The following is a 22993-nucleotide window of genomic DNA, read 5'->3' as shown; positions in this document are numbered from 1 at the left end:
GTGTCGATCGATACCGCAACGGACCTTGCGGCCCTTTGACACAGCGGCCCGCACCCGGCAGGTGACGGCGCGCCGGCCCGGTCCGTTCCACGGCGGTTCGGACACAGCTCGAACGTCGGAACGGAGGGGTGCACGACGTGACCCGAACTCTCGACACGACCACAGCGACCGCCACCCGGTCGCCAGACGGGTCCCGATCCGAGCAGCCGGGCTGGCGCACGGCCCTGGCCGGACCGCCGGACACCTCCGGCCTCGTCCGGGTGCAGCGCATCGTCGCCCGGTTCATAGCGGTCGGGCTGCTCGTCATCACAGCGGTGCTGACGCCGGTGATCATCGACCGCGCGGACCTGACCGCAGCCTGGTGGCCGCCGCTGAGTGTGCTGCTGGTGGCCGGGCCCGCTGTGGCGGTGGCGATCTCCACCTACCGGCCGGGGCTGAATCGGCTGACCGAGTTCGGCATCCTGTCGTGCGTTTCGGTGAACGTCGCCGTTCTGCTGTGGTTCGTCGCGTCCAATGGCGAACTCGCACCGGACGGTTCGCGGTGGGCGATCTGGCTGATCCAATTCATCGGCGTCCCCGGCCTTTTGCTGTCCATGTCGGGTCATCATCGGTGGGCGTTCCTCCACGTCCTGGGTTCGACTCTGTTGGCGTACACCGCAAACCAATTCGGCCTCTACGGGCAGTTCAACTGGGAGTCGTACCTCAACGCTCTACTCACCGTCGCGCTGATCTGCGTCTTCCTGTCGATCACCGTGGTGACGCGACGCACCGCCGAAGTGCTCGACGACGAGGAGGAAGCCGCTGTTCGTGGCGCGGCGGCGTCGGCGGCATCGTCGGCGCAGGAAGAGGTTCGGGCCCGGTTCGCCGGCCTGATCCACGACAAGGTGATGGCGATCCTGCTGACCATCCGACCCGGCCGGCAAGAACCCTCGGTGACAGCGCAAGCCGTGTCCGCGCTCGACGAACTCGACACCCGGGCCGCCGGCAACTCGCTGCCGGCAGAGATCGGGGCCGACGACTTCGCGCAACACATCCGCGCCGCAGTCGAATTCATCGACGACGAACTCACCTGCAACATCCAGACCGCCGCGGACACCGAGACCGTGTACCCGGCAGCGGTCGCGACTAGCATGATCGATGCGATGAACGAGGCGGTCCGAAACTGGCGTCGCCACGGCGGCGTCGGATCGAGCTGCGCCGTGACCTGCGACCTCGGCGATCACTGCGTGTCGATCACGGTCGTCGACGACGGGCGCGGTTTCGATCCGCTCGACGTGGCCCCTGAACGGCTCGGCTTGGCCACCGGCATCGACCGGCGCATGGCCGTTCTCCCGGGTGGACGGTCGACGGTCACCAGCTCTCCGGGCCGCGGCACGACAGTCCATGTGGAGTGGGTGCGCGATGCCGCTGAATGACGCCCCGCCTCCCGCACCCATCACCGACATCTTCGGAATCCGTTCGCGGACCGTCATCCTCGCCCTCGCCCACCTCGGGTTCGTCTACGTCGTGGTCACCATCGGCGCCGGACTCGAGATGCGTGGCGTCTGGCCGTGGACCGGTGTCACCATCGCGTTCCTCATCCTCAGCGCACTCGCGGTCGCCGTGGTCCGGGCGCCCGGGGAGAAGTATCCGCTGCCGACCGGCATCGCCGTGGTGGCCGTGATGCTGGTCGCAACCGCGTTGAGTTGGTGGTCGATTCCCACAGAGACACTCGACATCGTCCAGTGCCAGCCGCCGTTGATCGCCGCCGCCGCGATCCTGGTTCTCCTCGCCCTGCGTGGACGACCCGTCGTCGCCTGGGCCGGGACGCTGCTGATGAGCCTGTCCGCCGGCATCTGGTCCGATAGCCGCGATCGCGGCTTTCTTAGCGGCATCTTCTTCACCACCTGGATCTATCCCACCATGATCTTGGCGACCCTGTTCGTGGTGATGTTGCGCCCCATGGCCACCCGCATCAGGGTCCTGCGGGAGGAGGCGGTCCAGCGCGCGGTCGACGATGCTGCCGCGCAGGCCGAGAGCGAGGAGAACGACAGGCAGGTCGCCCACCTGGACCGCACCGCGCGTCCGATCCTGCGGCTGGTCGCCGACGACCACGAGTTCACCGACACCGAGGTCACCCGCGCCCGACTGGTGGAAGCCGATCTGCGCGACGGCCTTCGAGCGCAGGGCTGGCATTCCCCTCGTGTGCGTGACGCCGTGTGGCGCGCCCGCGAGCGCGGCCTCGCGGTGACGCTGCTCGACGACCGCGTCGAGGGTGACACCGGCGTCGTCCACCCAGATCTGGAAGACGCGCTCATCGGCATCCTCGACGAGGCGACGGCTGGGCAGGTGACCGCCCGCGTGGTCCCGCCCGGACGTGCCACGCTCGCAACGATCTTGGTCGAAGGCGGCGGAGTCACCCGGCGCTACGACTACGCCGGCGACGGAAAACTCACCGTCGCCGAGCAGGTTGGGTGAGTTCGCGTCGAGGACAGAGCACAGCCCGTCGAGGTTCACTAGCGTCCCGCGCCGGAAATTCGTTTCATGAGTTCGGCGGTCCAGGTGGATGCATCGCGAGGCGGCGGAGGAGCAGGTACTGGATGTACCTGCGACAACGCCAACGAAGCGAGGCGCCGCCTGGACGTCGAAATCATCAACGAATTTCCGGTGCGGGACACTAGGTTGCAACGAGCGCTGACACCCAAGTCGCGCGACAGCACAGCGGGACTCGGTCCAGTAGGCCCCGACTCGCGGCGTGATACCAGCTCGGCGTATCGCGGGCCTCGCCTGTCAGAGCCACGGTCCGATCTCCCGGGCACTGCGGAGATCGTGCGGACGTCCAGCCAACCACGCGGCGGTCTGTGACAGCTCACCGACCGTGACGAGGTCGTCGTCCGTCATCCCCCGCTTCGCACGGATGTCGTCGACCAACGCGGCCAGAAAGTCGGCGGGCAGATCCCCGAAAACGACGCCTCCGTCGAGGTCCACGACATGCACGTAGACTTCGCGGGTCCGCATCCACGCCGTTTCGGTCGCCCGAACCGTGCGGCCCTGAGCGGTGACTACCTCCCGCTGCCACTGCTCGTCGGCCAAAGCGGCCATGTCGACGTCGAGCGCCTTGGCCGAGTCGCACAACCAGGACAGCAGCGCGTCAGCCGCCATGTGCCGCCCACGCTCGATCCCTTCGGTGCGGATCTCCGGCGAGGCATACATCGGCGTTTCCTCACCTGTCGCCGCCCAGGTCACCAGGTTCCTGATCGCGTCGGCGTTCGCCGCGACATGCGAGAGCACCATCCCGCGGGTCCAGCCCGGTAGCAGGCTGGGCTCTGCCAGCGCTGCGTCATCGAATGAACCGGCGACGTCGAGGAACAGGTCGGTCCCGTCACGCATCCAGCGATACGCGTCGTCGAACGTGCGCGACATCCTCAGCCGCCCTTGACGATCGTGTTGACGCACGAACCCAGCCCCTCGACGGTGACCACCACCTGTTGACCACCGTCCAGATAGACCTTCGGGTCGCGGGCGTGGCCGACACCGGCGGGGGTGCCCGTGGCGATGAGGTCACCCGGCCGTAACCGGATCACCGTCGAGACGTACTTGACCAACGCCACCGGATCGAACAGCAGGGTGCCGGTGTTGTCGTCCTGCATCACCTCGCCGTCGACGGTGGTGGTCACCTGCAGCGCCGGACGCACGCCGCCGACCTCGTCGGGCGTGGTGAGGTACGGGCCGACCGGCGTGGACGAGTCCCAGATCTTGCCTTGCGTCCACTCGATGGTCCGGAACTGCCAGTCGCGCACCGAGATATCGTTCATCACGGTGAATCCGGCGATGGCCGCCTCGGCCTGCTCGTCGGTCGCGCGCCGCACGTCGGACCCGATCACGATGACCAGCTCGACCTCCCAGTCGAGGGCATCGGTCTCCTCGGGTCGGGCGACATCGTCGTTGGCGCCGATCAGACTGTCGGCGAACTTGGGAAACAGCGTCGGATAGGACGGCAGGTCCCGCCCCATCTCCTTGATGTGGTTGGTGTAGTTGTGGCCGACGCAGATCACCTTGCTGGGATGGGGCACGACAGGCGCGAAATCCGCTGCGGCAGCGTCATAGGCGGTGGCGTCCGCGCCGACCGCCGTTGCGGCCGCAAGTCCCTCTGGATCGGCCAGCAGGGCGCCCAGGTCGGGGTACCCCACATCGAGCAGACGGTCTCCGTCGAGCTTGACCGCTCGGGTGCCGTCGGCGGTGCGGATGGTGGCGAGCTTCATTTACGTGGTCCTCTCTGACCGGTCGAGGTGGAGTGCTTCGAAGATGGGTGCATCGCAGAAGCGGAACAGGTCGAGCGCGCCCGAGTCGGAATCGGACTGTCCTGCTTCGGATCGAGCGGAAAACGGCTGCCACGACGGCACGACGAAGAGATCGCCGCGCGCGACCGTCCAGGAGGTCTCCCCGACGGTGACGGTGCCCGACCCGTCGAACACCTGATAGACCGACGAACCCGTCTCACGCACCGGCGCCGTCTCGACCCCACGCGCAACCCGATGGAACTCGGTGCGGATGGTGGGCAGCACATCGCCACCGGTGGCCGGGTTGGTGTAGCGCACGGCAGCGTGCCCGGGTTCCACAGTCCCGCCGTAGCCTTCGCGTTCGAGCGCAAGCTGGTCGTCGAGGGCCGCGTCGGTGTGCACCCACTTGTAGGCCAGCAACGGGCTGCCGGCCGACGCCCCCGTCGCGGAGACCGGCCGCAGACCGGGCCGCCCCCACAGCCGCTCGGAGCGCGAGTATTCCGGCGTGATGCGCTCGGCATCAGAGATCTCGTCGCGGCCGAACTCGAAGAACTGGGCCTCGTTCGCGTACTGGAACGGGATATCGAGGCCGTCGATCCACGCCATCGGCTGCTCGGTCGCGTTGTGGTGGGCGTGCCAGTTCCAGCCGGCCTGCGGCAGGAAGTCGCCGCGGTTCATCGGCACCGGGTCGCCACCGACGACGGTCCACACGCCCGACCCCTCGACGATGAAGCGGAACGCGTGCTGGGTGTGCCGGTGCTCGGGTGCGTCCTCCCCCGGCATCAGATACTGGATCGCCGCCCACAGGGTGGGCGTCGCGAACGGCCGTCCACCCAGCGACGGATTGGCCAGCGCGATCGCACGGCGCTCACCGCCGCGGCCCACCGCGACCAGATCGCCGGCACGTGCCGCCAGCTCAATCAGGTTGCGCCATCGCCACAGATGCGGCACAGCCCGCGACCGTGGACTGCTCGGCATGAGATCACCGATCTCGGTCCACAGCGGCACGAGCAGTTCACGCTCGAAACCGCGGTAGAGCTCCTCGAGGGCGGGAGTCACCTCCGGCTGGTCGGGGGCGGCGACGGCCGTCAGCTTCACTGGGTTCGCTACATCGTGCGCGGTCATACCTCCAGCCTGCACCCTATGTGCAACGATTTCAAGACGGTCACCAGAAATTCGTTGCACATTACGTGTGACCGGGCTACCGTCTCCCCTATGAGCGCTTCGTTGTCCCGAATCGCGATCGTCGGCGCCGGCCCCGGTGGGCTTCTCCTGGCTTCCCTGATCGCACAATCGATCCCACAGGCAGAGGTCACCGTCTTCGAACGCAACCGCAAGGAGGACGTCTTCGGCTTCGGCGTCGTGTTCTCCGATGCGACGCTGCGCAAGATCGACGAGGCCGATTCGACCCTGCGGTCGGCACTGACCGAGGCGGGCACCCACTGGGACCGCATCGAGGTCTGGAGCAAGGGTGAGCGGCACGGATTCTCGGGCAACGGGATGTCGGCGATCCACCGCAAGGCACTGCTGCGGCGACTTCAGCAGAGCGCCGAATCCGCCGGCGCCGACGTGCGCTACGCGACCGCCGCACCACCACTGCACGAACTGCGCGCATCCTACGATCTGGTCGTCGGCGCCGACGGCACCAATTCGACAACCCGGCAGCAACTGGAAGCGCAAGCACCTCTTGGTCATTCGATCGAGACCGCCACAGCGAAGTTCATCTGGTTCGCGACCACGCACCTCTTCGACGGCCTGACCTTCATCCACCGCGTGACCGGCCCGGGCAACTTCGCGGCGCACGCGTATCCGATCAGCGACGAGCTGAGCACATTCATCGTCGAGACCGACGAGGACACATTCGCGCGCGCCGACCTGGACACATTCGACGTGTCGCAACCGCCGGGACCATCCGACGAGTACACACAGCACTACTTGGAGTGGGTCTTCCGCGACGATCTGCAGGGTGCAGAACTGGTCGGGAACAACTCACGGTGGGGAAACTTCCGCACCCGCCGCACCGAGAACTGGGGCCGCGACAACGTGGTCCTGCTCGGCGATGCGGTCCATACCGCCCACTTCTCGGTGGGCTCGGGAACGAAGATGGCCATGGAGGATGCCATCGAACTCGCCGCCCAGCTCACCGCGGTCTCCAAGAGCGAGAAGGACGTCGACATCGCATTGTCGGACTACGTCGCCAACGCCCGCATCCCGGTGAACAAGGTCCAGACCGCCGCGGTACCGAGCCTTTCGTGGTGGGAGCATTTCGGCCTGTATCAACGGTCGCTGGCACCGACCACCTTCGCCTTCCACTTCTTCTCCCGCAGCATCGGTATCGACAAGATCGCCCAACGCGATCCGCAGCTCGCGACCGAGGTGCGCGACGACTGGCAGCGACGGCACGGCACGAGCGCCGTGGACACGCCCATCGAGATCGCCGGCGTCGACCTCGCCGGCCGGATGCTGGAGATGACGGTGACGGCCGGTGTCGCGACGCTGCACGACCGACATGGCGCATCGGCCATCACGCCGTGCATCGAGGTGTCGGCCGACGCCGTCGCCGCCGATGTCGACGACCTGATGGACCTCCTACCCTCCGACGGCGCCGTCGTCATCGACGGACCGCCGATCCTCGCGCGTCAACTGCTGGCCGAACAGGCACGGCTGACCCGTGGCCTGACCGTGGTGCTGGCCGGCGACGATGTCGCGAATCCCGTTGCCGCCGAGACGATGATCCTCGCCGGACGCGCCGACGCGACCGCCGTCGAGAACGGAGACGACCAGTGAGCCTCGAGGCCCTCTTCTCCCCTCGCGGCGTTGCCGTGATCGGCGCCAGTGCCGACCCCGACAAGCTGGGTGGCGCGATGGCGGCGAGCCTCGTCCCCTATGACGGCAACGTCGCCCTGGTCAATCCGCGCGGCGGGGACCAGATGTTCACCTCGGTCACCGAGGCGGCGGCTGCCGGTCCGATCGACCTCGCCGTGCTGTGCATTCCCGCACCCGCCTGCGCGGCGGTCCTCGACGAGTGCGGCGCGGCCGGGATCGGCGCAGCGCTGATCTGCGCCGGCGGTTTCGCCGAGGCGGGGGGCGAGGGCGTCGGACACCAGGACGATGTACTCGACGCCGCCCGACGGCACGACATCAGACTCCTCGGCCCGAACACATCGGGGTTCTTCGTCCCTCGGGCGGCCCTGCTGGCGAGCTTCGTCCCCGGGGTCGCCTCCCTGAGCCCCGGCGGCGTCGGCCTGGTCGCGGCCAGCGGCGGGCTCAATCACGCCCTGGCCTTCGCCTTCGACCGAGAACTGGCCGGCCTGAGCGTCGGCGTCGGCATCGGCGCCGGCATCGACGTCGCCGCGCCCGACGTGCTCGACCATCTCGCCGCCGACGACGCCACCACGGTCATCGCGCTACATCTGGAGACCATCTCCGACGGTCCCGCGCTGATCGCCGCCGTCCGCCGTGCCGCGGCAATCAAACCGGTGGTGGCATTGGTGATCGGTAAGAACGACATCGGCGAGTTCGCACAGTCGCACACAGGCGCGTTGGCCACGTCCTGGCGTACCACCCGCGCCCTGCTGGAGCAGGCCGGAGCCGTCGTCGTCGAGACCGTCGATGCCCTGGTCACCGCTGCCACCGTGTTGTCCCGTGCTCGAATCGCGCCCACCGCCTCGCCCGCGGCCGCGTTGGTCACCGCGCAGGCTGGGCCGGGCCTGGCCATCGTCGACGCCGCCCAGGACACCGGGGTCGGGTTTCCCCGACTCACCGGGTCCACCATCGAGACCCTGTCGACGCTGCTGCCGCCGATGACGTACCAGGCGAACCCCGTCGACACCGGGCGGCCCGGCCCGCGATACGGCGCGGTGATCTCCACCGTCGCCGACGATCCGGAGATCGACGTGACGGCCGTCTACGCACTCGCCGAGCCGGTCGTCGATCTCGTGGAGGCCGCGACGTCGGCGCACCGCAACGGTGCCGCCATCGTTCTCGGCGTGGACGGTCCCGCCGACGACGTGGCGAAGGCACGCCACCGGGCGGCCGACGCGGGCATTCCGCTGGTGGTCGGTCCGCAGGCCGTCGCGGTGGCACTGGACGCCCTGGCGCGTGACGCCACGCTCCGTGACCTGCTCGCCGACACGTCGGCGCCCGCCGGCGTCGCGAGTGCGAGCGGCCCGACCGTCGACCTGCCCGCCACCGGGCTCACCGAAACCGCGGCCAAAGACCTCCTCGAGCGCTGCGGCATCACGACTCCCGCCCGCCGCGTGGTCACCGACCTGGCACAGGCGCAGGCCGCCCGCTCCGGCATGGCAGGCCCTGTCGCGGTGAAGATCTCGTCGGCCGATGTGCTGCACAAGAGCGACATCGGCGGCGTCCGCCTCGGTGTCGCCACCCCCGAGGCGATGGCCGAGGCCTTCGGTGACGTCCGTGACGCCGCCCGGCGAGCGGGTGTCGGCGAGGAGATCCTCATCGAGGAGATGGCCCCGGCCGGAACCGATCTGATCGTCAGCGCCCGACGCGACCCGGTGTTCGGGGTCATCGTCGTGGTCGGTGTGGGCGGCACCGCGACCGAGGTCTACGCCGACGTCGCGGTGGCGGCCTGGCCCGCCACCCGCGGCTGGCTGACGCATCTGCCCGATCGGCTCGTCGCACGCGGCATCCTCGACGGTCACCGTGGTGGGGTTCCGGTCGATCGCGACCAGCTGACAGACGTCCTCGATACCCTGGGACGTCTGGTGCACGCCCACCCATCGATATCGGACGTGGAGATCAACCCACTCCGGGCGACCGCAGACGGCCTGATCGCCCTCGATGCCGTCGTCCTGACCGACACCCTCGCCACCAAGGAGCGATGACCGATGAGCCACTCCACCAGCACGGGCGTTGTCACCTGGCCCGCAGACATCGCCGCCGACTATCGCGCCAAAGGATATTGGGAAGATCGCACCCTGGGCGAGATGATCTCCGCGGTCGCCGACGAGTACCCCGATCGCGAAGCGCTCGTCGACGGCGACGTCCGCATGAGCTACGCCGAACTCGCCGACCGCGCCGATGCGGCAGCGGCCCGACTGCGCGACCTCGGTTTCGAGCCCGATGACCGGCTACTCGTCCAACTCGCCAACGGCTGGCAGTTCGTCGCACTCACCCTGGCATGCTTCCGGGCCGGCGTCATCCCGGTGATGGCGCTGCCGTCACACCGCCGCTACGAACTCACCCATCTGGCCTCGCTCTCGGAGAGCCGCGGAATCGCGGTACCGGATGTGTTGCGCGACTTCGACCATCAGGCGCTCGCGCACGAGCTCGTCGCCGAGCTGGCCGACCTGGACGTCGTCCTCGTGTCGGGGACTCCCCGCCACGGTGCGGTGAACCTCGACGAGATCCTGGCACTTCCCGACGACGGTACCGAGCGACAGCTCTTGCGTCGTCGGGTCGATGAGTGGAATCCCGACCCCGACGCGCCCGCCTGCTTCCTCATCTCCGGCGGCACCACCGGACTGCCGAAACTCATCACGCGCACCCACAACGACTATGTGTGCAATATCCGGGCGACCACTGCCGTCGCCGAACTCGACGAGAACGACATCTACCTCGTGGCACTGCCGGCGGGCCACAACTTCCCGTTGGCCTGCCCCGGAATCCTCGGTGCACTGCTCGCCGGCGCCAAGACGGTGATGTTGCCCAGTCCGGAACCGGTGCGCGCGTTCACGACCATCGCCGCCGAGGGCGTCACGATCTCCGCCGCGGTTCCGGCGGTCGCGCAACAGTGGATCGAGAACCAGGCACGTACCGGCGGTAACCAACTCGAGAGCCTGCGAGTCCTGCAGGTGGGCGGCTCCCGCCTGCCCGACGAGTACGCCGCCCGTGTCGGCAGCGTCCTGCACTGCACGCTCCAGCAGGTGTTCGGGATGGCCGAGGGGCTGATCAACGCCACCCGGCTCGACGATCCCACCGACGTCATCTGCACCACCCAGGGGCGGCCGGTCTGCGACGCCGACGAGATCCGCATCCTCGACCCCGCCGGGGCCGACGTCCCCGACGGTGAGCCCGGTGCGCTCTACACACGCGGGCCCTACACACCGCGTGGCTACTACAACGCGCCCGAGCACAATGCCCGGTCCTTCCTCGACGGTGGCTGGTACGGCAGCGGAGATGTGGTGGTGAGACGACCCGACGGCAACCTCGTCGTGCACGGCCGCGACAAGGACATGATCAACCGTGCCGGCGAGAAGATCTCCGCCGAGGAGATCGAGAGTCTGGTCTATCGTCTGCCCGGGGTCGAACTCACCGCCGCGGTGGCGATGCCCGATCCCGCCTTGGGCGAACGAGTATGTCTCTACCTGGTGCCGCAGGAAGGCCGGTCATTCGACCTCGATGAGGTCCGCGACCACCTGACCGGGCTCGGGATCGCCAAATACAAGTTGCCCGAACGACTGCAGATCGTATCGAGCATTCCCACCACCAAGGTCGGCAAGCTCGACAAGAAGGCACTGCGCGAGGACATCGCGACCCAGCTCTCGCACAGCCAGTAACGTCATCGCAATGGTGACCAGTCCACCTCCCAAGCCCCGGCGGATCATCCTCGATCTCTTCGGTGACTACCTGCGGTACAGTCCCGGCGCGCAGGTGCGCCTCGGGCACCTGACCACGCTGCTCGGCGTCTTCGACATCGCGCCGGCCACAGTGCGGGTGACCATGTCACGCCTGCGTCGCGACGGATGGTTCACCAGCCATCGCGAGGGCCGCGAGACCATCTACCAACTGACCCCGGCCATGCTGGACGTGCTCGACGAAGGTCGCGAACGCATTTTCGCCACACCGATGTCGGAGTGGACCAACACCTGGACGATGGTGATCTATCAGCTGTCCGAGGAGGAGCGTCAGGAACGCGACCAGCTCCGCAAAGACCTTCTCTGGCACGGCTTCGGGGCGCTGACGACCTCGACGTGGTTCGCCCCGGGCGACCGGCGCGACGATGCCCACCGGATCAGCGCCGTCATGTCCCCGGGACGGGTCGAGATCCTGCGGTGTCTGTCCGACGGCGTCGAGCAGGACCGCGAACTGGCGCAACGGTGTTGGGATCTGGCCGCACTGGCCGCCGAGTACGACGCCTTCCTCGCGGAGTTCCGGCCGGTCGCCGACACCGCCGAGACGCTGGACGGTCCGGCCGCGCTGACGGCCCGGACGCTGCTCATCTCGGCGTATCGGCACTTCCCTTACAGCGACCCACTCCTGCCCGAAGTCCTGTGCCCCTCACCCTGGGTGGGCGACGAGGCCCACCGCCTGTTCGTCGGTCTCCACGAGGCATTGGGCCCCGCTGCAGAGGAGTTTGTCGCCGATGTACTCGGGGATCGGGAAGCTGTGCGCGAGCGCGTTGTGGCCGGCGGCGAGCGCTAGGCTCCCCGCAGCGCGCGCGCCTCGACCAGCAGTCGCTCCACATTCCACAGCGTTGCCGAATGCGAGGTGACGACCGGCGCCGAGATCGCGTCCGCAATGGCCTCGATGGCGTGGAACGCAGGCCAGTTCATACAGCTCAGCAGCATCGCGTCGGCACTGTCATCCCAGATGCCGACCGCGCGTTCGACGATCCCGGAAACGGAATCGGTCGACATCAGGTAGGGGTCGTCGATCTCGCCGTCATGTGACGCCACGACGTCGAAACCGTTGTCGGCCAGATAGCGATGCTCGACCGCGCCGAGCTCGTGCAGGTAGGGCGTCACCACCACGAGTGACCTCGCATCCAACGCGCGGAGGTTCTCGACGATGGACAGCATCGTCGACGTCACCGGGGCGCCGGTGATCTGCGCCAGCGCCCGGCACTCGGCGGTGTCTCGCTCATACCCCATCAGCGCACCGGACGCAGTGCAGCAGCTGACGAGCACATCGATCCGCGCGGTCGCCAGCTCGGCGGCCGCCCGGGGCACCTGCAGCTCCATCTCCCGCAGATCCGCCGACCCGGCGCCGGTCAACAGGACACGAGCCGCGACAAAGTCCCATCGATCCCCGTTCACGCGGTTGAACAGTGGTTCTGTGACGACCTGCGCGCTGGGGAGGATGAGCCCCACGCGCGGACGGACGACGTCAGTGAGTGCCATCCCGATCTCCCATCTTTCGCTCTGCAGAGACAGTATCCACTGGACAGATTGAAATCCACGTGTAATGTCTGACACAGATATTACTTCGTGTGATCGAGAATGCAGCGTGATGGAGGTTGTAGTGACACAGGTCGAAGAATTCGATGTCGTCGTCATCGGATCGGGCATGGCCGGCGCGTCTGCGGCGCTGGCTGCGCATGCCGAGGGACTCAGCGTGGTGGTGTTGGAGAAGGGCTCCAAGGCCGGCGGCGGCACCACCTATTCCTACGGCGGGCTGTGGCTGGGCGGCACCCACCTGCAGCGGGAGGCCGGGATCGACGACGACATGGACGATGTCGTCGCCTACATGCGCCACCTCGGCGCCGGGTACGAGGTGCCCGCCCAGCAGCAGGTGTACATCGACGAGGGCCCGCGGGCACTCGAGTACTTCCACCGACTCGGCGTGCCGTTTCAGCTGGTCCGCGGCCTGCCCGACCACTACCACGGCCACGCGCCCGGGTCGCGCGCCGAGGGCCGCATGGTGGAGACCGCCCTCATCTCCACCGACGATCTCGGCGATTGGAAGGACAAGGTCGATGTCTCGCCGGAGCTGCCGATGGGCGTCACCTTCGAGGAGGCGATCGCCTGGGGCGGGATCGGCAACGCCCGCAACTACGACGCGGCGACGATGGCCGAGCGCCGCGCGCAGAACCTGCGCGGCTTCGGCGCCGGCCTGGCCGCCAACTTCATCAAGTTGCTGCTCGATCGCGGCGTTCCGATCCTGCTCGACACCCCGGTGACCGGCCTCGTTCGTGACGACACCGGACGGGTGATCGGTGCCGATGCCGGCGCCGAGGGAGACACGACCCTGTATCGGGCGCGGCGCGGCGTCGTGCTCGCCGGTGGCGGCTACGAATCCAATCCCGAGTTGATCAACCGGTTCGAGGACGTCACCGGCTGGGAGAGCATGTTCCCCGAGACACTCACCGGCGATCCGCTGATGATGGCGACCGAGCTCGGCGCCGGCCTGCACGTGATCCGGCGCCACATGGCACTGTTCCTCGGCTTCCCGATGCCGGCATCCGAGGAGAACGGTCGCCCCTTCCTGCGCCTGGCCGGAATCCAAGAACTGTCCAAGCCGCACACGCTGGTGGTCAACGGCGAGGGACACCGCTTCGCCGACGAGTCGTACTTCCAGAGCATCCTCGACGCGCTCCGCGACTTCGACGTCTGGGCGCATCGCTACACCAACCTGCCGTGCTATCTCGTCTTCGACAGCCAATACACCTCGAAGTACTCCTTCGGCGGATTCGAGGTGGGCCACGTCCCCGACTGGGTCACCCGGGCGGACACACTCGAGGAACTGGCGCACAGCATCGGGGTGGATGCCGACAACCTCGTCGCGTCGGTACAGCGCCTCAACACGTTTGCCGAAACCGGAGTCGACGAGGACTACCAGCGCGGCGAGGCACCGTGGGCGCAGTACTACACCGGCGATTTGACCAGCTCGAACCCCAATCTGGGGACCGTCGGAGAAGGCCCCTTCTACGCGGTGGAACTCAAGCCGAGCGGCCTGTCCTCTGCCGGGTTGATGACCGACACGAGTGCTCGCGTCCTCACCGCTCGCGGTGTGCCGATCGACGGGTTGTACGCCTCGGGCAACTGCGCGGCGTTCGTCGACTACGGCGCCGGCTATCAGGCCGGGTACTCCCTGGCCCGAGCAATGACTTTCTCCAAACAGGCGATCGACCACATCGTCGCGACTTCGACTGCCACGCCCACAGCGGCGGTCACGGCGGCGGTGTGATCGTCACACGAAAGGAGTCAACGTGATTCACGACCCTCGAATCATCCACGCAGGTCGGCGATCTTCTCCTCCAACGCCTGCTGGAGCTCCAGCAGATGCGGTAGTGCATCGGAAATCTGTTGTACGGCAGCAGGTGACATCGAATCCAGCACATCTCCCAGGATCTCGGCTCGCCGACGGTCCCAGATCTCGATCATCTCCTCTGCTTTTCGTGTGAGGGAAAGGGTGGTGGTCCGACCACGGCCGGCAACCGCCTGTTGATCCACGAGACCCGCTGACACAAGCGCCTTCACAAGGGTCGACACCGTGTTCGGGGCCAACTGGAGCATCTCGGCGACGCCACCGACCGAGATGCCGGGACGATCCTGGACCACTCTGAGCACCTCGACCTGCGCGTAGGGAACCACCGGCAGCGGCGGAGCCGCCCGCACTGCCGTACGAATGAGACGCGCCATCGGCAGCAAGGCCACCGAAAGACGTTGCGCAAGTTGTATGTCCACGATGCCAACGGTACTTCGCCCGCGCACCCGACGTCAGCAGATACCCCCGAGAAAGGACATCGAATCTGCTTGACAGAAAGGGAATCTGACTGGGAGACTATGGCACATATCACAGATGTAGCTCCGGTCCCCAAGTCGGACGAGTCACGTCACCCCGGACGACAATTCCTCCAGCCCAGTCCAGTCCAGCCCTGAAAGGACTACCTCCATGCCGGATTCCATTCCGATAGAAGTCAGCGGAACATCCTCGCCGCACCCCTCGACACCACAACGCGATCACTACGACGTCCTCGTGGTCGGTGCCGGACCGTCGGGCGCAGTGGCGACCAAAGAACTTGCGCAGGCGGGATTCTCCGTGGTGTGTCTCGAACAAGGCGATTGGGCGCAGCGCTCGGAGTTCCGCGGCGCCACGCCCGAGTGGGAACTCACCGCGCAGCGCGACTGGCACCCCAACCCCAATGTCCGTCGACGCCCGGGCGACTACCCGATCGACGCCTCGGACTCCGACATGAACCCGTTGATGTACAACGGTGTCGGCGGTGGCACCGTCATCTACGCTGGCCACTGGGCGCCGTTCGTACCGTCGGACTTCCGCACGCGCACCCTCGACGGTGTCGGTGATGACTGGCCGCTGTCGTGGGAGGAACTGCTGCCCTTCTACAACCGGATCGCCGACGAGATCGGCGTCTCGGGCCTCGACGGCGACCCGGCCTACCCGGATTCGCTGACCTACCCGCTGCCACCATTGCCGATCGGTCGGATCGGAATGAAGGCCGCGCAGGGTCTGGACGCGATGGGCTGGCACTGGTGGCCGGCCGCGAACTCCATTGCCTCCAAGCCGTGGCGCCACCAGAACGCGTGCGTCCGCCGCGGCACGTGCCTGACCGGCTGTCCGGAGGGCGCGAAGGGATCCTTCGACCTCACGCACTGGCCCGACGCCGTCAAAGCGGGTGCCGAGCTCATCACCGGGGCTCGGGTCCGTGAGGTCACCGTGAATGACCGCGGTCTGGCCACCGGTGCGGCGTGGGTCGACCGCAGCGGCACCGAACGGCACACGACGGCCGACGTGGTCATCGTGTGCGCCAACGGTATCGGCACGCCGCGGCTGCTCAAGATCTCGTCGTCCAAACGCTTTCCCGACGGACTGGCGAACAGCTCCGGACTCGTCGGCCGACGCCTCATGATGCATCCGCTGGTGATCGCTACCGCGATCTACGAGGACCCGCTCGAGAGCTGGCTGGGCCCGGCCGGACAGTCGGTGGTCTCGATGGAGTTCTTCGAATCCGATCCATCGCGCGGCTTCCGTCGCGGCGCGAAGTGGCAGATCATGCCGAGCGGCGGCCCGCTCGGCCTGCGCGCCGGGTACGCCAACTCCACGGTGGAGGCGGCCTGGGGCGACAACTTCCACCGTTCCCTGGACCGGACCTTCGGCCACACGGTCGAATGGTCCGCCGAGGTGGAAGACCTGCCCATGGACTCCAACCGCGTCGAACTGTCGTCCACCGTCTTCGACGACAGCGGACTGCCGGCACCGGAGATCCACTACCGGCTCGACGACAACACCCACCGCAACCTCGAGTTCAACGCCGAACGACTCAAGGAGGCCATGGCCGCATCCGGTGCGCTCGAACACTCCGAGCCGATCCTGATGCGCGACGCCGGCTGGCACATCATGGGCACCGCCCGGATGGGCGACGACCCGTCGTCGTCGGTCGTCGACAAGTGGGGTCGCAGTCACGACGTGGACAACCTGTTCATCTTCGACAGCAGCATCTTCGTGACCTCCTCGTCGTCCAACCCGACCGCAACCATCGCGAGCCTGGCGCTGCGCAACGTCGAGCGCCTCATCGCATCCCGCACACAACAGGCGGTGCCCGCATGAGCAATCAAGCGACCCAGCAGTACTACAGTGCCGATCTGTCGCAAGCCGATCGGGAGACCTTCGCGATCGTCGCGGATGCGCTGATCCCTTCCTACGGCGATCGCCCGTCGGCCTCGGGTGCCGACGTTCCCGGCCGGTGGATCGATGACGCCCTCACCGCACGCCCAGACCTGCTGGCACCGTTGCGGGAGGTCTTGGCGGCATTCGCCGACGCCGAACCGGCCATGCCTGCACCGGCAGTGTTCGAACGCCTCCAGGCACTCGCACCAGAACTTGTCGGCGCAGTTGGGACGCTCACCGCCGGTGCGTACTTCCTCAACCCCGAGATCCGCGCGCGCATCGGCTATCCCGGCCAGGAGGCGCGCACGTACAACCCCGGTGCCGATCTCCCCTACCTCGACATGCTCGAGCGTGTCGTCGAGCGCGGCGAGATCTATCAGCCCACCGTCGAGTCCGCGGCGGCCACCGCGAGCCCATGAGAACCACCGTCACCCAACGAGTTAAGGAGCAACAATGCCCGACCAGACAACTGACTTCGTCACCAAGCGCTCGATCTCGATGTCGCTGGCCCTGCGACTGATCGACGCGGCCGCGGCCGAAGCCCACTGCATCGAGGGAGCATTCTCGATCGTCGTGCTCGACGACGCCGGCCATGTGAAGGCCTCCGCCCGCATGGATGGCGCCGGCCTCAGCAGCCTGCAGGTCGCCACGGACAAGGCCTACACGGTGGTCGCCACCGGCTTCACCCCGGCACAATGGTTCGAGTATTCGTCCGGTGATCCGAAGATGGCGTCAGGAATGGCAGGTATGGACCGTGTGGTCACGTTCGACGGAGGCTTGCCCATCGTGATGTCCGGTGAGGTGATCGGCGCAATCGGTGTGAGCGGCGGCCATTATGAACAGGATCTGCAGGTCGCCACCGCAGCCGCGAACTCCGTGCGGGAGACCACCGGGGCCGTGAGTGGCTGAGCACATGGCCGAGCGGGTGGCGGTGGTCACCGGTGCCGCATCCGGCATCGGCAGCGCCTGTGTGGCGGCGCTGCTGAACGAGGGTGCCACGGTGGTCGGTGTCGACATCGTCGAGACCGCACCGGTCGACCGCTTCCACCCATCGGTCTGCGATGTCTCCGACGAATCCGCCGTGCGCGGCCTGTTCGCCGAGATCGCCCGGCAGCACGGCCGGCTCGACGCCATCGTCAATGTGGCCGGCATCCAGCGGGCCGCACGGGTCGACCTCGCCGACGTCTCCGACTGGGATGCGCAGCTCGCGGTGAACGTGCGATCGTGCTTTCTGCTGGCGAAGTACGGGCTCGAGTTGCTCAAGGGCGCCGACAACGGCGCGATCGTCAACGTCGCGTCGGTCGCCGGCATCAAGGGGACCGCCGGGGTCACCGGCTACTCGGCGTCCAAAGGCGGCGTCCTCGCCTTCACGCGCAGCCTCGCCCATGAGTTCGCACCGCACGGGATCCGCGTCAACGCGGTGTCCCCGGGGTGGACCGACACCGCGTTCAACGGTCCGGTCATCAACGAGCTCGGCGGGCAGTCCGAACTCGACGAACTCGTGCGAACCACCGTGCCCCTGGGCCGCCAGGGCCGGCCCGCCGAGGTCGCCGCTGCCGCGGTGTTCCTCGCCGGGGAGGCGGCGTCGTACATCACCGGGCAGAATCTCGTCGTCGACGGTGGGCTCTCGAGTTGATGTGGGCCACCGGTTCGCCGCGCGCGACGGTCGCCGTTCGTCCCCGTCCGGGTCGGTTACCATGCTGAGCATGGCAGTCGATCGGGACGGGGACGACTCGGGAAGGCCCGTACCGCAATACCCGATCGAGTCCGTCGACAACGCACTGCGCATCCTGCTGCAGCTGGCCGAAAAGCCCAGCCTGCGGATGACCGAGGTGAGCAAGTACCTCGGTGTGGCCACCTCTACGGCGCATCGACTGCTGGCAATGCTCCAATACCGCGGTTTCGTGCGGCAGAATCCGGTCACGAAGGAGTACGAGCCGGATACGTCGTTGACCACGATCGCGTTCGCGGTGATGAAGCACGTCGATGTCCGCGACCGGGCGCACCCGATCCTGGAGAAGCTCAGCACTGCTCTCGGCGAGACCGTCCATCTCGGACGGCTCGACGGCGCCAACGTGTACTTCCTCGACTCCATCGAGAGCACCCGGGCCGTGCGTGTCGGATCGCGTCTGGGCGCCACCCTGCCGGCGCACTGCACGTCCACCGGAAAGGCGCTGCTGGCAACCTGTTCCTCGGCGCAGATCCGTGAGTTCTATCCGCGTGAGAAGCTCACCGCGATGACGCCGTCCTCCATCTCGACGCGCACGCAGCTCGAGAAGGAACTCGAGGCGGTCCGTGAGCGCGGATATGCCTACAGCAGAGAAGAAAGTGAAGAGGGCGTCGCATCGGTATCGGTGGCAATCGGGATGATCGCCACCAATCTGTACGCGGTGAACGTCTCGACTCCCACCTACCGGATGAACGACGGTGTGCGGGAGGAGTTCGCCGCAGCCCTGCATGAGGCGGCGCGCGAGATCGCCAACCTCTTCGCCTGACCCTGCCGTCACTCCCGCTCGATCACTCATCTGCGCGGGCGCCGATCGATCACGTCGGTCCCGCGTCACCCCGTCGTGTCCGCGGGGATCGCCGGAGCAACCTGCACTTTCCCTGGCGATCTCGGCCATCGAGAACGGGGTGAACACCCCTACCACCCGAGAGGGCACTCATGGCCAACCCCGCCGACATCGCGAACCGATCATGGCATCTGTGGATCGACGGACAACCCACCGAATCGATGTCCGGCGAGCGCTTCGCCACCGTGAACCCGGCCACCGGCCGGGCGCTCGCCCATGTCAGCGACGCCGGTCCCGGAGACGTCGAGCGTGCAGTCGCGAGTTCCAAACGAGCACAGCGGGATTGGTCGCACACACCGGCGCGTGAACGCGGGGCGATGTTGCGTGCACTCGCAGCCGTGTTGCGCGAGCACGTCGAGGAGCTGGCCACACTCGACGCACTCGACTCCGGTAACCCGCTGACCGCCATGCGCAACGACGTCGATTGGGGCGCCATACTTCTGGAGTACTTCTCCGAGGCTGCGACAGCCCTTGACGGTGACGCCATCCGCGCGAGCACGCCGAACCTGCATTACACCGAACGCGTCCCGTACGGCGTGGTCGGCCGGATCATCCCGTTCAACCACCCTCTCTTCTTCGCCGCCGGCAAAGTCGCGGCGCCGTTGATGGCCGGCAACACGGTGGTCCTCAAGCCATCCGACATCACCCCGCTGTCCGCACTCCGTCTCGGTGAGCTCTCGGCCGGAATTCTCCCCCCGGGTGTCCTGTCGGTGTTGCCGTCCTCGGCGGTCGACACCAGTCGCGCCCTGGTCGCTCATCCCGATGTGCGACGCATCGGCTTCATCGGCAGTGAGACCGTCGGACGCGCGATCCAGGCCGACGCCGCCGCGTCCGGGGTCAAGGACGTGTCACTGGAACTGGGCGGGAAGAATGCTCTGATCGTCTGCCCCGATGCCGATCTCGCCACGGCCGCCGACGGCATCGTTCGGGGGATGAACTTCGCCTGGTCGCAGGGACAGTCCTGCGGCTCCACGTCGCGGGTGCTGCTCCACGAGGACATCGCCGACGAGGTCACCGACCGGGTTGTACGCGCGGTCGCCGCATTGCGGGTGGGCGACCCGATGCGCGAAGCGACTCAGATGGGGCCGCTCGCATCGCGGGCGCAGATGGACAAGTCACTGCACCACATCGACACCGCACGAGGAGAAGGCGCCCGACTGTTGACCGGCGGCGGGCGCGCCGAGAACCTCGCCGCCGGGTACTTCGTTGCGCCGACGGTATTCGACCAGGTCACCGACGGGATGACGCTGGCCCACGATGAGGTGTTCGGTCCGGTGATGGCGATTCTGCGCTGGCGCGACGAGGAGGAGGCGGTCCGCATCGCCAATGCGACGCGGTACGGACTCACCGCGAGCGTGTGGACGCGGGATGTCTCCCGCGCCATCACCCTGTCCCGGCGGTTGGAGGCCGGCTACCTGTGGATCAACGGGTCGTCACAACACTTCTGGGGCATGCCTTTCGGCGGTGTCAAGAGCTCCGGACTGGGCCGCGAGGAGAGCGTGGACGAGTTACTCAGCTACACCGAGGTCAAGGCCGTCAACATCGTGGTCTGACACCCATCTGGGCCCGATCGACGGTTGACAAAACTGCCACCATCCATCAGTATCTCTACTTAGAAGATAGATTATCTGCTCTACAGATTCTCCGCTCGACAGATTTCAGACGGGGTGAGCCGCCGGCCCGACCATCGACACCGACGCCGGCCTTCGAACACAACCCCACCCGACAGACGCAATGAGGAGCCTCATGTCCGACCTGGCCCACACCCTGGACGCGGTGCGCCGCGGAATGATCCCGGCGAACATCTACAACGACAGCGAGATCTTCTCGCTGGAGACCGAACGGCTCTTCTCGCGCACCTGGACGTTCGTCGCGCACGAATCAGAGATCCCTCAGGTCGGCGACTACGTGGTACGCCGCGTCCTGCAGGACTCGTTCATCGTCAGCCGCGATCAGTCCGGCGGCATCAACGCGATGTTCAACATGTGCCTGCACCGCGGGATGCAGGTGTGCCGCGCCGAGCAGGGCAACGCCTCACACTTCCGGTGCCCCTATCACGGATGGTCGTACCGCAACGACGGCCGCATCGTCGGGCTGCCGTTCCACAAGGAGGCCTATGGTGGCGAGGAAGGCTTCAACAAGAAGGGCCAGCGTCTCGTCCCCGCCCCGGCCCTCGACACCTACAACGGATTGATCTTCATCTCCCTGGATGACAACGCGCCGCCGTTGCGGGAGTTCCTCGGCGACTTCGCCTTCTATCTGGACTACTACACCAAGCAGAGCCCCAGCGGCATCGAGTTGCGCGGTCCGCAGAAGTGGCGCATCAACGCCAACTGGAAGATCGGTGCCGAGAACTTCGCCGGCGACATGTACCACACACCCCAGACCCACACGAGCGTCGTCGAGATCGGCCTGTTCCGCGAACCGAAGGCCGAGAAGCGCAAGGACGGCAACACCTACTGGGCCGGTCGGGGCGGCGGCACCACCTACAAGCTCCCGCCGGGAGACCTCGAGGAGCGCCTCCGCTACGTGGGTTATCCGGACGAGATGATCGAGCGGATGAAGCAGACCTGGAGCGCCGAGCAGCTCGACGTCATCGGGCGCGACGGCTTCATGATCTCCGCGGCCTCACTGTTCCCCAACATGAGCTTCGTGCACAACTGGCCGCGCGTGGAGGACTCCGACGACGTGCTGCCGTTCATATCGCTGCGCCAGTGGGTCCCGATCAGCGAGAACGAGACCGAGGTACTCTCCTGGTTCGCCGTGGACGCCGAGGCGCCGCAACGATTCAAGGACCTCTCCTACAAGGCGTATCTGATGTGCTTCGGCAGCAGCGGCATGTTCGAGCAGGACGACGTGGAGAACTGGGTGTCGCTGACAACCACCGCCGGCGGCACGATGGCCTCGCGGCTGTTGCTCAACAGCCGGATGGGAATGCACACCGACGACTCACCGGTGGTGGCGCCGTTGACATCCGAGGAATTCGCGGGCCCGGGCGTCGCGCACGTCGGCTACGGCGAGTACAACCAGCGACACCTGTTGCGCGAGTGGGCCGATCACCTCGAACGTGAACCCGAACGCCCGGCACCCACCGAGATGGGGTTGGCGAAGACCACCGCCAACGGATCCTCGGCGGCCGCGGCCACCAACGGAGCCGCCGTCACCGCAACCGGAACGGAGACCCTGCGATGAGCACCTACGTCCCCATCAGCTCGCACGACTCCCCGCTCGGGGCCGGGGCATCCACGATCGAGGCCGAGGGCGAGAGCCTGGCGTTCGACGACCCCCGCCACCTCCTGGCGCACCGTTGGCTCGTCGAGGAGACCTACATCCTCGATCATCAGGACTACTCCCGCTGGCTGGACCTTCTGGCCGACGACATCCATTACTACATGCCCATCAAGGTGACGACCGCGCTCGGCGCCGGCTACGACACCGCCAAGAACATGGCACACTTCGACGAGGACAAGTACTCACTGAGCCGCCGGGTTGCCCGGTTCGAGACCGAACACGCCTGGACCGAGGACCCACCCTCACGAATCCGCCACCACCTCAGCAACGTTCGCACATTCGCCACTGCCGACGACGAACACCTCATCGTCGAGTCCGGCGTGCTGATGTTCCGTAGCCGCGGCGACGTCCAGCCGCCCGCAGTCATCTCCGCCGGCCGACGCGACCTGCTCCGCCGCCGAGAGGGCGACTGGCTCCTGGCCCGCCGGCACATCGCCGTCGACGAATCGGTGCTGCGCACCCAGAACCTGGCGGTGTTCCTGTGACGCTGCGATGGGAAGGCGAGGAACAGGACCGGGTCGCGGCCCAGTCGGCGGCCGAACGACTCCGTGAGTT

20 protein-coding genes are annotated in these 22993 nt (G+C 67.2%); 15 read left to right on the top strand and 5 right to left on the bottom strand.

Annotation, left to right across the window (positions count from 1 at the left end; translation table 11 throughout):
- Positions 1–137 precede the first annotated feature (137 nt).
- Positions 138–1415 (top strand): sensor histidine kinase, encoded by a 1278-nt coding sequence (locus tag V1Y59_RS13320; RefSeq protein ID WP_330505453.1) that lies wholly within the window; start codon positions 138–140, stop codon positions 1413–1415.
- A complete protein-coding gene (locus V1Y59_RS13315) occupies positions 1402–2457 on the top strand; it encodes a hypothetical protein (protein WP_330505452.1) in 1056 nt (351 codons plus the stop codon). The genes V1Y59_RS13320 and V1Y59_RS13315 overlap by 14 nt, the downstream gene beginning before the upstream one ends.
- A 312-nt stretch (positions 2458–2769) precedes the next feature.
- Here V1Y59_RS13315 and V1Y59_RS13310 read toward each other — a convergent pair whose 3' ends face one another.
- From V1Y59_RS13310 to V1Y59_RS13300, 3 genes are read right to left on the bottom strand one after another with little or no spacing between them, the layout of a single operon-like run.
- Positions 2770–3402 (bottom strand): maleylpyruvate isomerase family mycothiol-dependent enzyme, encoded by a 633-nt coding sequence (locus tag V1Y59_RS13310; protein WP_330505451.1) that lies wholly within the window; start codon positions 3400–3402, stop codon positions 2770–2772.
- 2 nt (positions 3403–3404) lie between these two features.
- Positions 3405–4241: a fumarylacetoacetate hydrolase family protein gene (locus V1Y59_RS13305; RefSeq protein WP_330505450.1), complete on the bottom strand. Its 837-nt coding sequence runs from the start codon at positions 4239–4241 to the stop codon at positions 3405–3407.
- Entirely contained in the window at positions 4242–5384 is a 1143-nt protein-coding gene (locus tag V1Y59_RS13300; protein WP_330505449.1) for a cupin domain-containing protein, read from the bottom strand. It abuts the gene before it with no gap.
- A 90-nt stretch (positions 5385–5474) separates the two neighbouring features.
- On the opposite strand from V1Y59_RS13300, the gene V1Y59_RS13295 reads away from it, so the two are divergent.
- The 4 genes from V1Y59_RS13295 to V1Y59_RS13280 are packed head-to-tail and all read left to right on the top strand — an operon-like array spanning position 5475 to position 11648.
- A complete protein-coding gene (locus V1Y59_RS13295) occupies positions 5475–7046 on the top strand; it encodes an FAD-dependent monooxygenase (RefSeq protein WP_330505448.1) in 1572 nt (523 codons plus the stop codon).
- The gene (locus V1Y59_RS13290) at positions 7043–9109 is read left to right on the top strand and encodes an acetate--CoA ligase family protein (protein WP_330505447.1); all 2067 of its coding nucleotides are present in this window, start codon (positions 7043–7045) and stop codon (positions 9107–9109) included. Before V1Y59_RS13295 ends, V1Y59_RS13290 begins: the two co-directional genes overlap by 4 nt.
- A 3-nt stretch (positions 9110–9112) precedes the next feature.
- Positions 9113–10783, top strand: coding sequence for a (2,3-dihydroxybenzoyl)adenylate synthase (locus tag V1Y59_RS13285; protein WP_330505446.1), 1671 nt, complete (start codon positions 9113–9115; stop codon positions 10781–10783).
- Between the two features lie 10 nt (positions 10784–10793).
- Entirely contained in the window at positions 10794–11648 is an 855-nt protein-coding gene (locus V1Y59_RS13280; RefSeq protein WP_330505445.1) for a PaaX family transcriptional regulator, read from the top strand.
- Here the strand turns inward: V1Y59_RS13280 and V1Y59_RS13275 are convergent.
- Positions 11645–12346, bottom strand: coding sequence for a maleate cis-trans isomerase family protein (locus tag V1Y59_RS13275; protein ID WP_330505444.1), 702 nt, complete (start codon positions 12344–12346; stop codon positions 11645–11647). The two genes, V1Y59_RS13280 and V1Y59_RS13275, sit on opposite strands and share 4 nt — an antisense overlap.
- Positions 12347–12467: 121 nt before the next feature.
- Here V1Y59_RS13275 and V1Y59_RS13270 point away from each other — a divergent pair, with 121 nt between their 5' ends.
- A complete protein-coding gene (locus V1Y59_RS13270; protein ID WP_330505443.1) occupies positions 12468–14132 on the top strand; it encodes an FAD-dependent oxidoreductase in 1665 nt (554 codons plus the stop codon).
- Between the two features lie 41 nt (positions 14133–14173).
- Here V1Y59_RS13270 and V1Y59_RS13265 read toward each other — a convergent pair whose 3' ends face one another.
- A complete protein-coding gene (locus tag V1Y59_RS13265) occupies positions 14174–14632 on the bottom strand; it encodes a MarR family winged helix-turn-helix transcriptional regulator (protein WP_330505442.1) in 459 nt (152 codons plus the stop codon).
- 208 nt (positions 14633–14840) lie between these two features.
- On the opposite strand from V1Y59_RS13265, the gene V1Y59_RS13260 reads away from it, so the two are divergent.
- The 8 genes from V1Y59_RS13260 (at position 14841) to V1Y59_RS13225 (ending at position 22923) form a co-directional block, all read left to right on the top strand.
- Positions 14841–16514, top strand: a complete 1674-nt coding sequence (locus tag V1Y59_RS13260) for a GMC family oxidoreductase (protein ID WP_330505441.1) — start codon at positions 14841–14843, stop codon at positions 16512–16514.
- The gene (locus V1Y59_RS13255; protein ID WP_330505440.1) at positions 16511–16993 is read left to right on the top strand and encodes a hypothetical protein; all 483 of its coding nucleotides are present in this window, start codon (positions 16511–16513) and stop codon (positions 16991–16993) included. Before V1Y59_RS13260 ends, V1Y59_RS13255 begins: the two co-directional genes overlap by 4 nt.
- Before the next feature lie 34 nt (positions 16994–17027).
- Entirely contained in the window at positions 17028–17483 is a 456-nt protein-coding gene (locus V1Y59_RS13250; RefSeq protein ID WP_330505439.1) for a GlcG/HbpS family heme-binding protein, read from the top strand.
- The gene (locus tag V1Y59_RS13245) at positions 17476–18210 is read left to right on the top strand and encodes an SDR family NAD(P)-dependent oxidoreductase (protein ID WP_330505438.1); all 735 of its coding nucleotides are present in this window, start codon (positions 17476–17478) and stop codon (positions 18208–18210) included. The genes V1Y59_RS13250 and V1Y59_RS13245 overlap by 8 nt, the downstream gene beginning before the upstream one ends.
- A 61-nt stretch (positions 18211–18271) precedes the next feature.
- Complete coding sequence (locus V1Y59_RS13240; protein ID WP_431309165.1) at positions 18272–19069, top strand: IclR family transcriptional regulator; 798 nt, start codon at positions 18272–18274, stop codon at positions 19067–19069.
- Between the two features lie 170 nt (positions 19070–19239).
- Positions 19240–20700 carry an aldehyde dehydrogenase family protein gene (locus tag V1Y59_RS13235; RefSeq protein ID WP_330505436.1) on the top strand — a complete coding sequence of 487 codons (1461 nt, stop codon included), beginning with the start codon at positions 19240–19242 and terminating at the stop codon, positions 20698–20700.
- A gap of 193 nt (positions 20701–20893) precedes the next feature.
- Positions 20894–22339, top strand: coding sequence for an aromatic ring-hydroxylating dioxygenase subunit alpha (locus tag V1Y59_RS13230; RefSeq protein WP_330505435.1), 1446 nt, complete (start codon positions 20894–20896; stop codon positions 22337–22339).
- Positions 22336–22923 (top strand): 3-phenylpropionate/cinnamic acid dioxygenase subunit beta, encoded by a 588-nt coding sequence (locus V1Y59_RS13225; RefSeq protein WP_330505434.1) that lies wholly within the window; start codon positions 22336–22338, stop codon positions 22921–22923. The genes V1Y59_RS13230 and V1Y59_RS13225 overlap by 4 nt, the downstream gene beginning before the upstream one ends.
- The last annotated feature ends 70 nt before the right edge of the window (positions 22924–22993 follow it).

The sequence above is a fragment of the Gordonia prachuapensis genome (assembly GCF_036350515.1).
GTDB lineage: Bacteria > Actinomycetota > Actinomycetes > Mycobacteriales > Mycobacteriaceae > Gordonia > Gordonia prachuapensis.
This window is presented reverse-complemented; position numbering and strand designations above follow the sequence as displayed.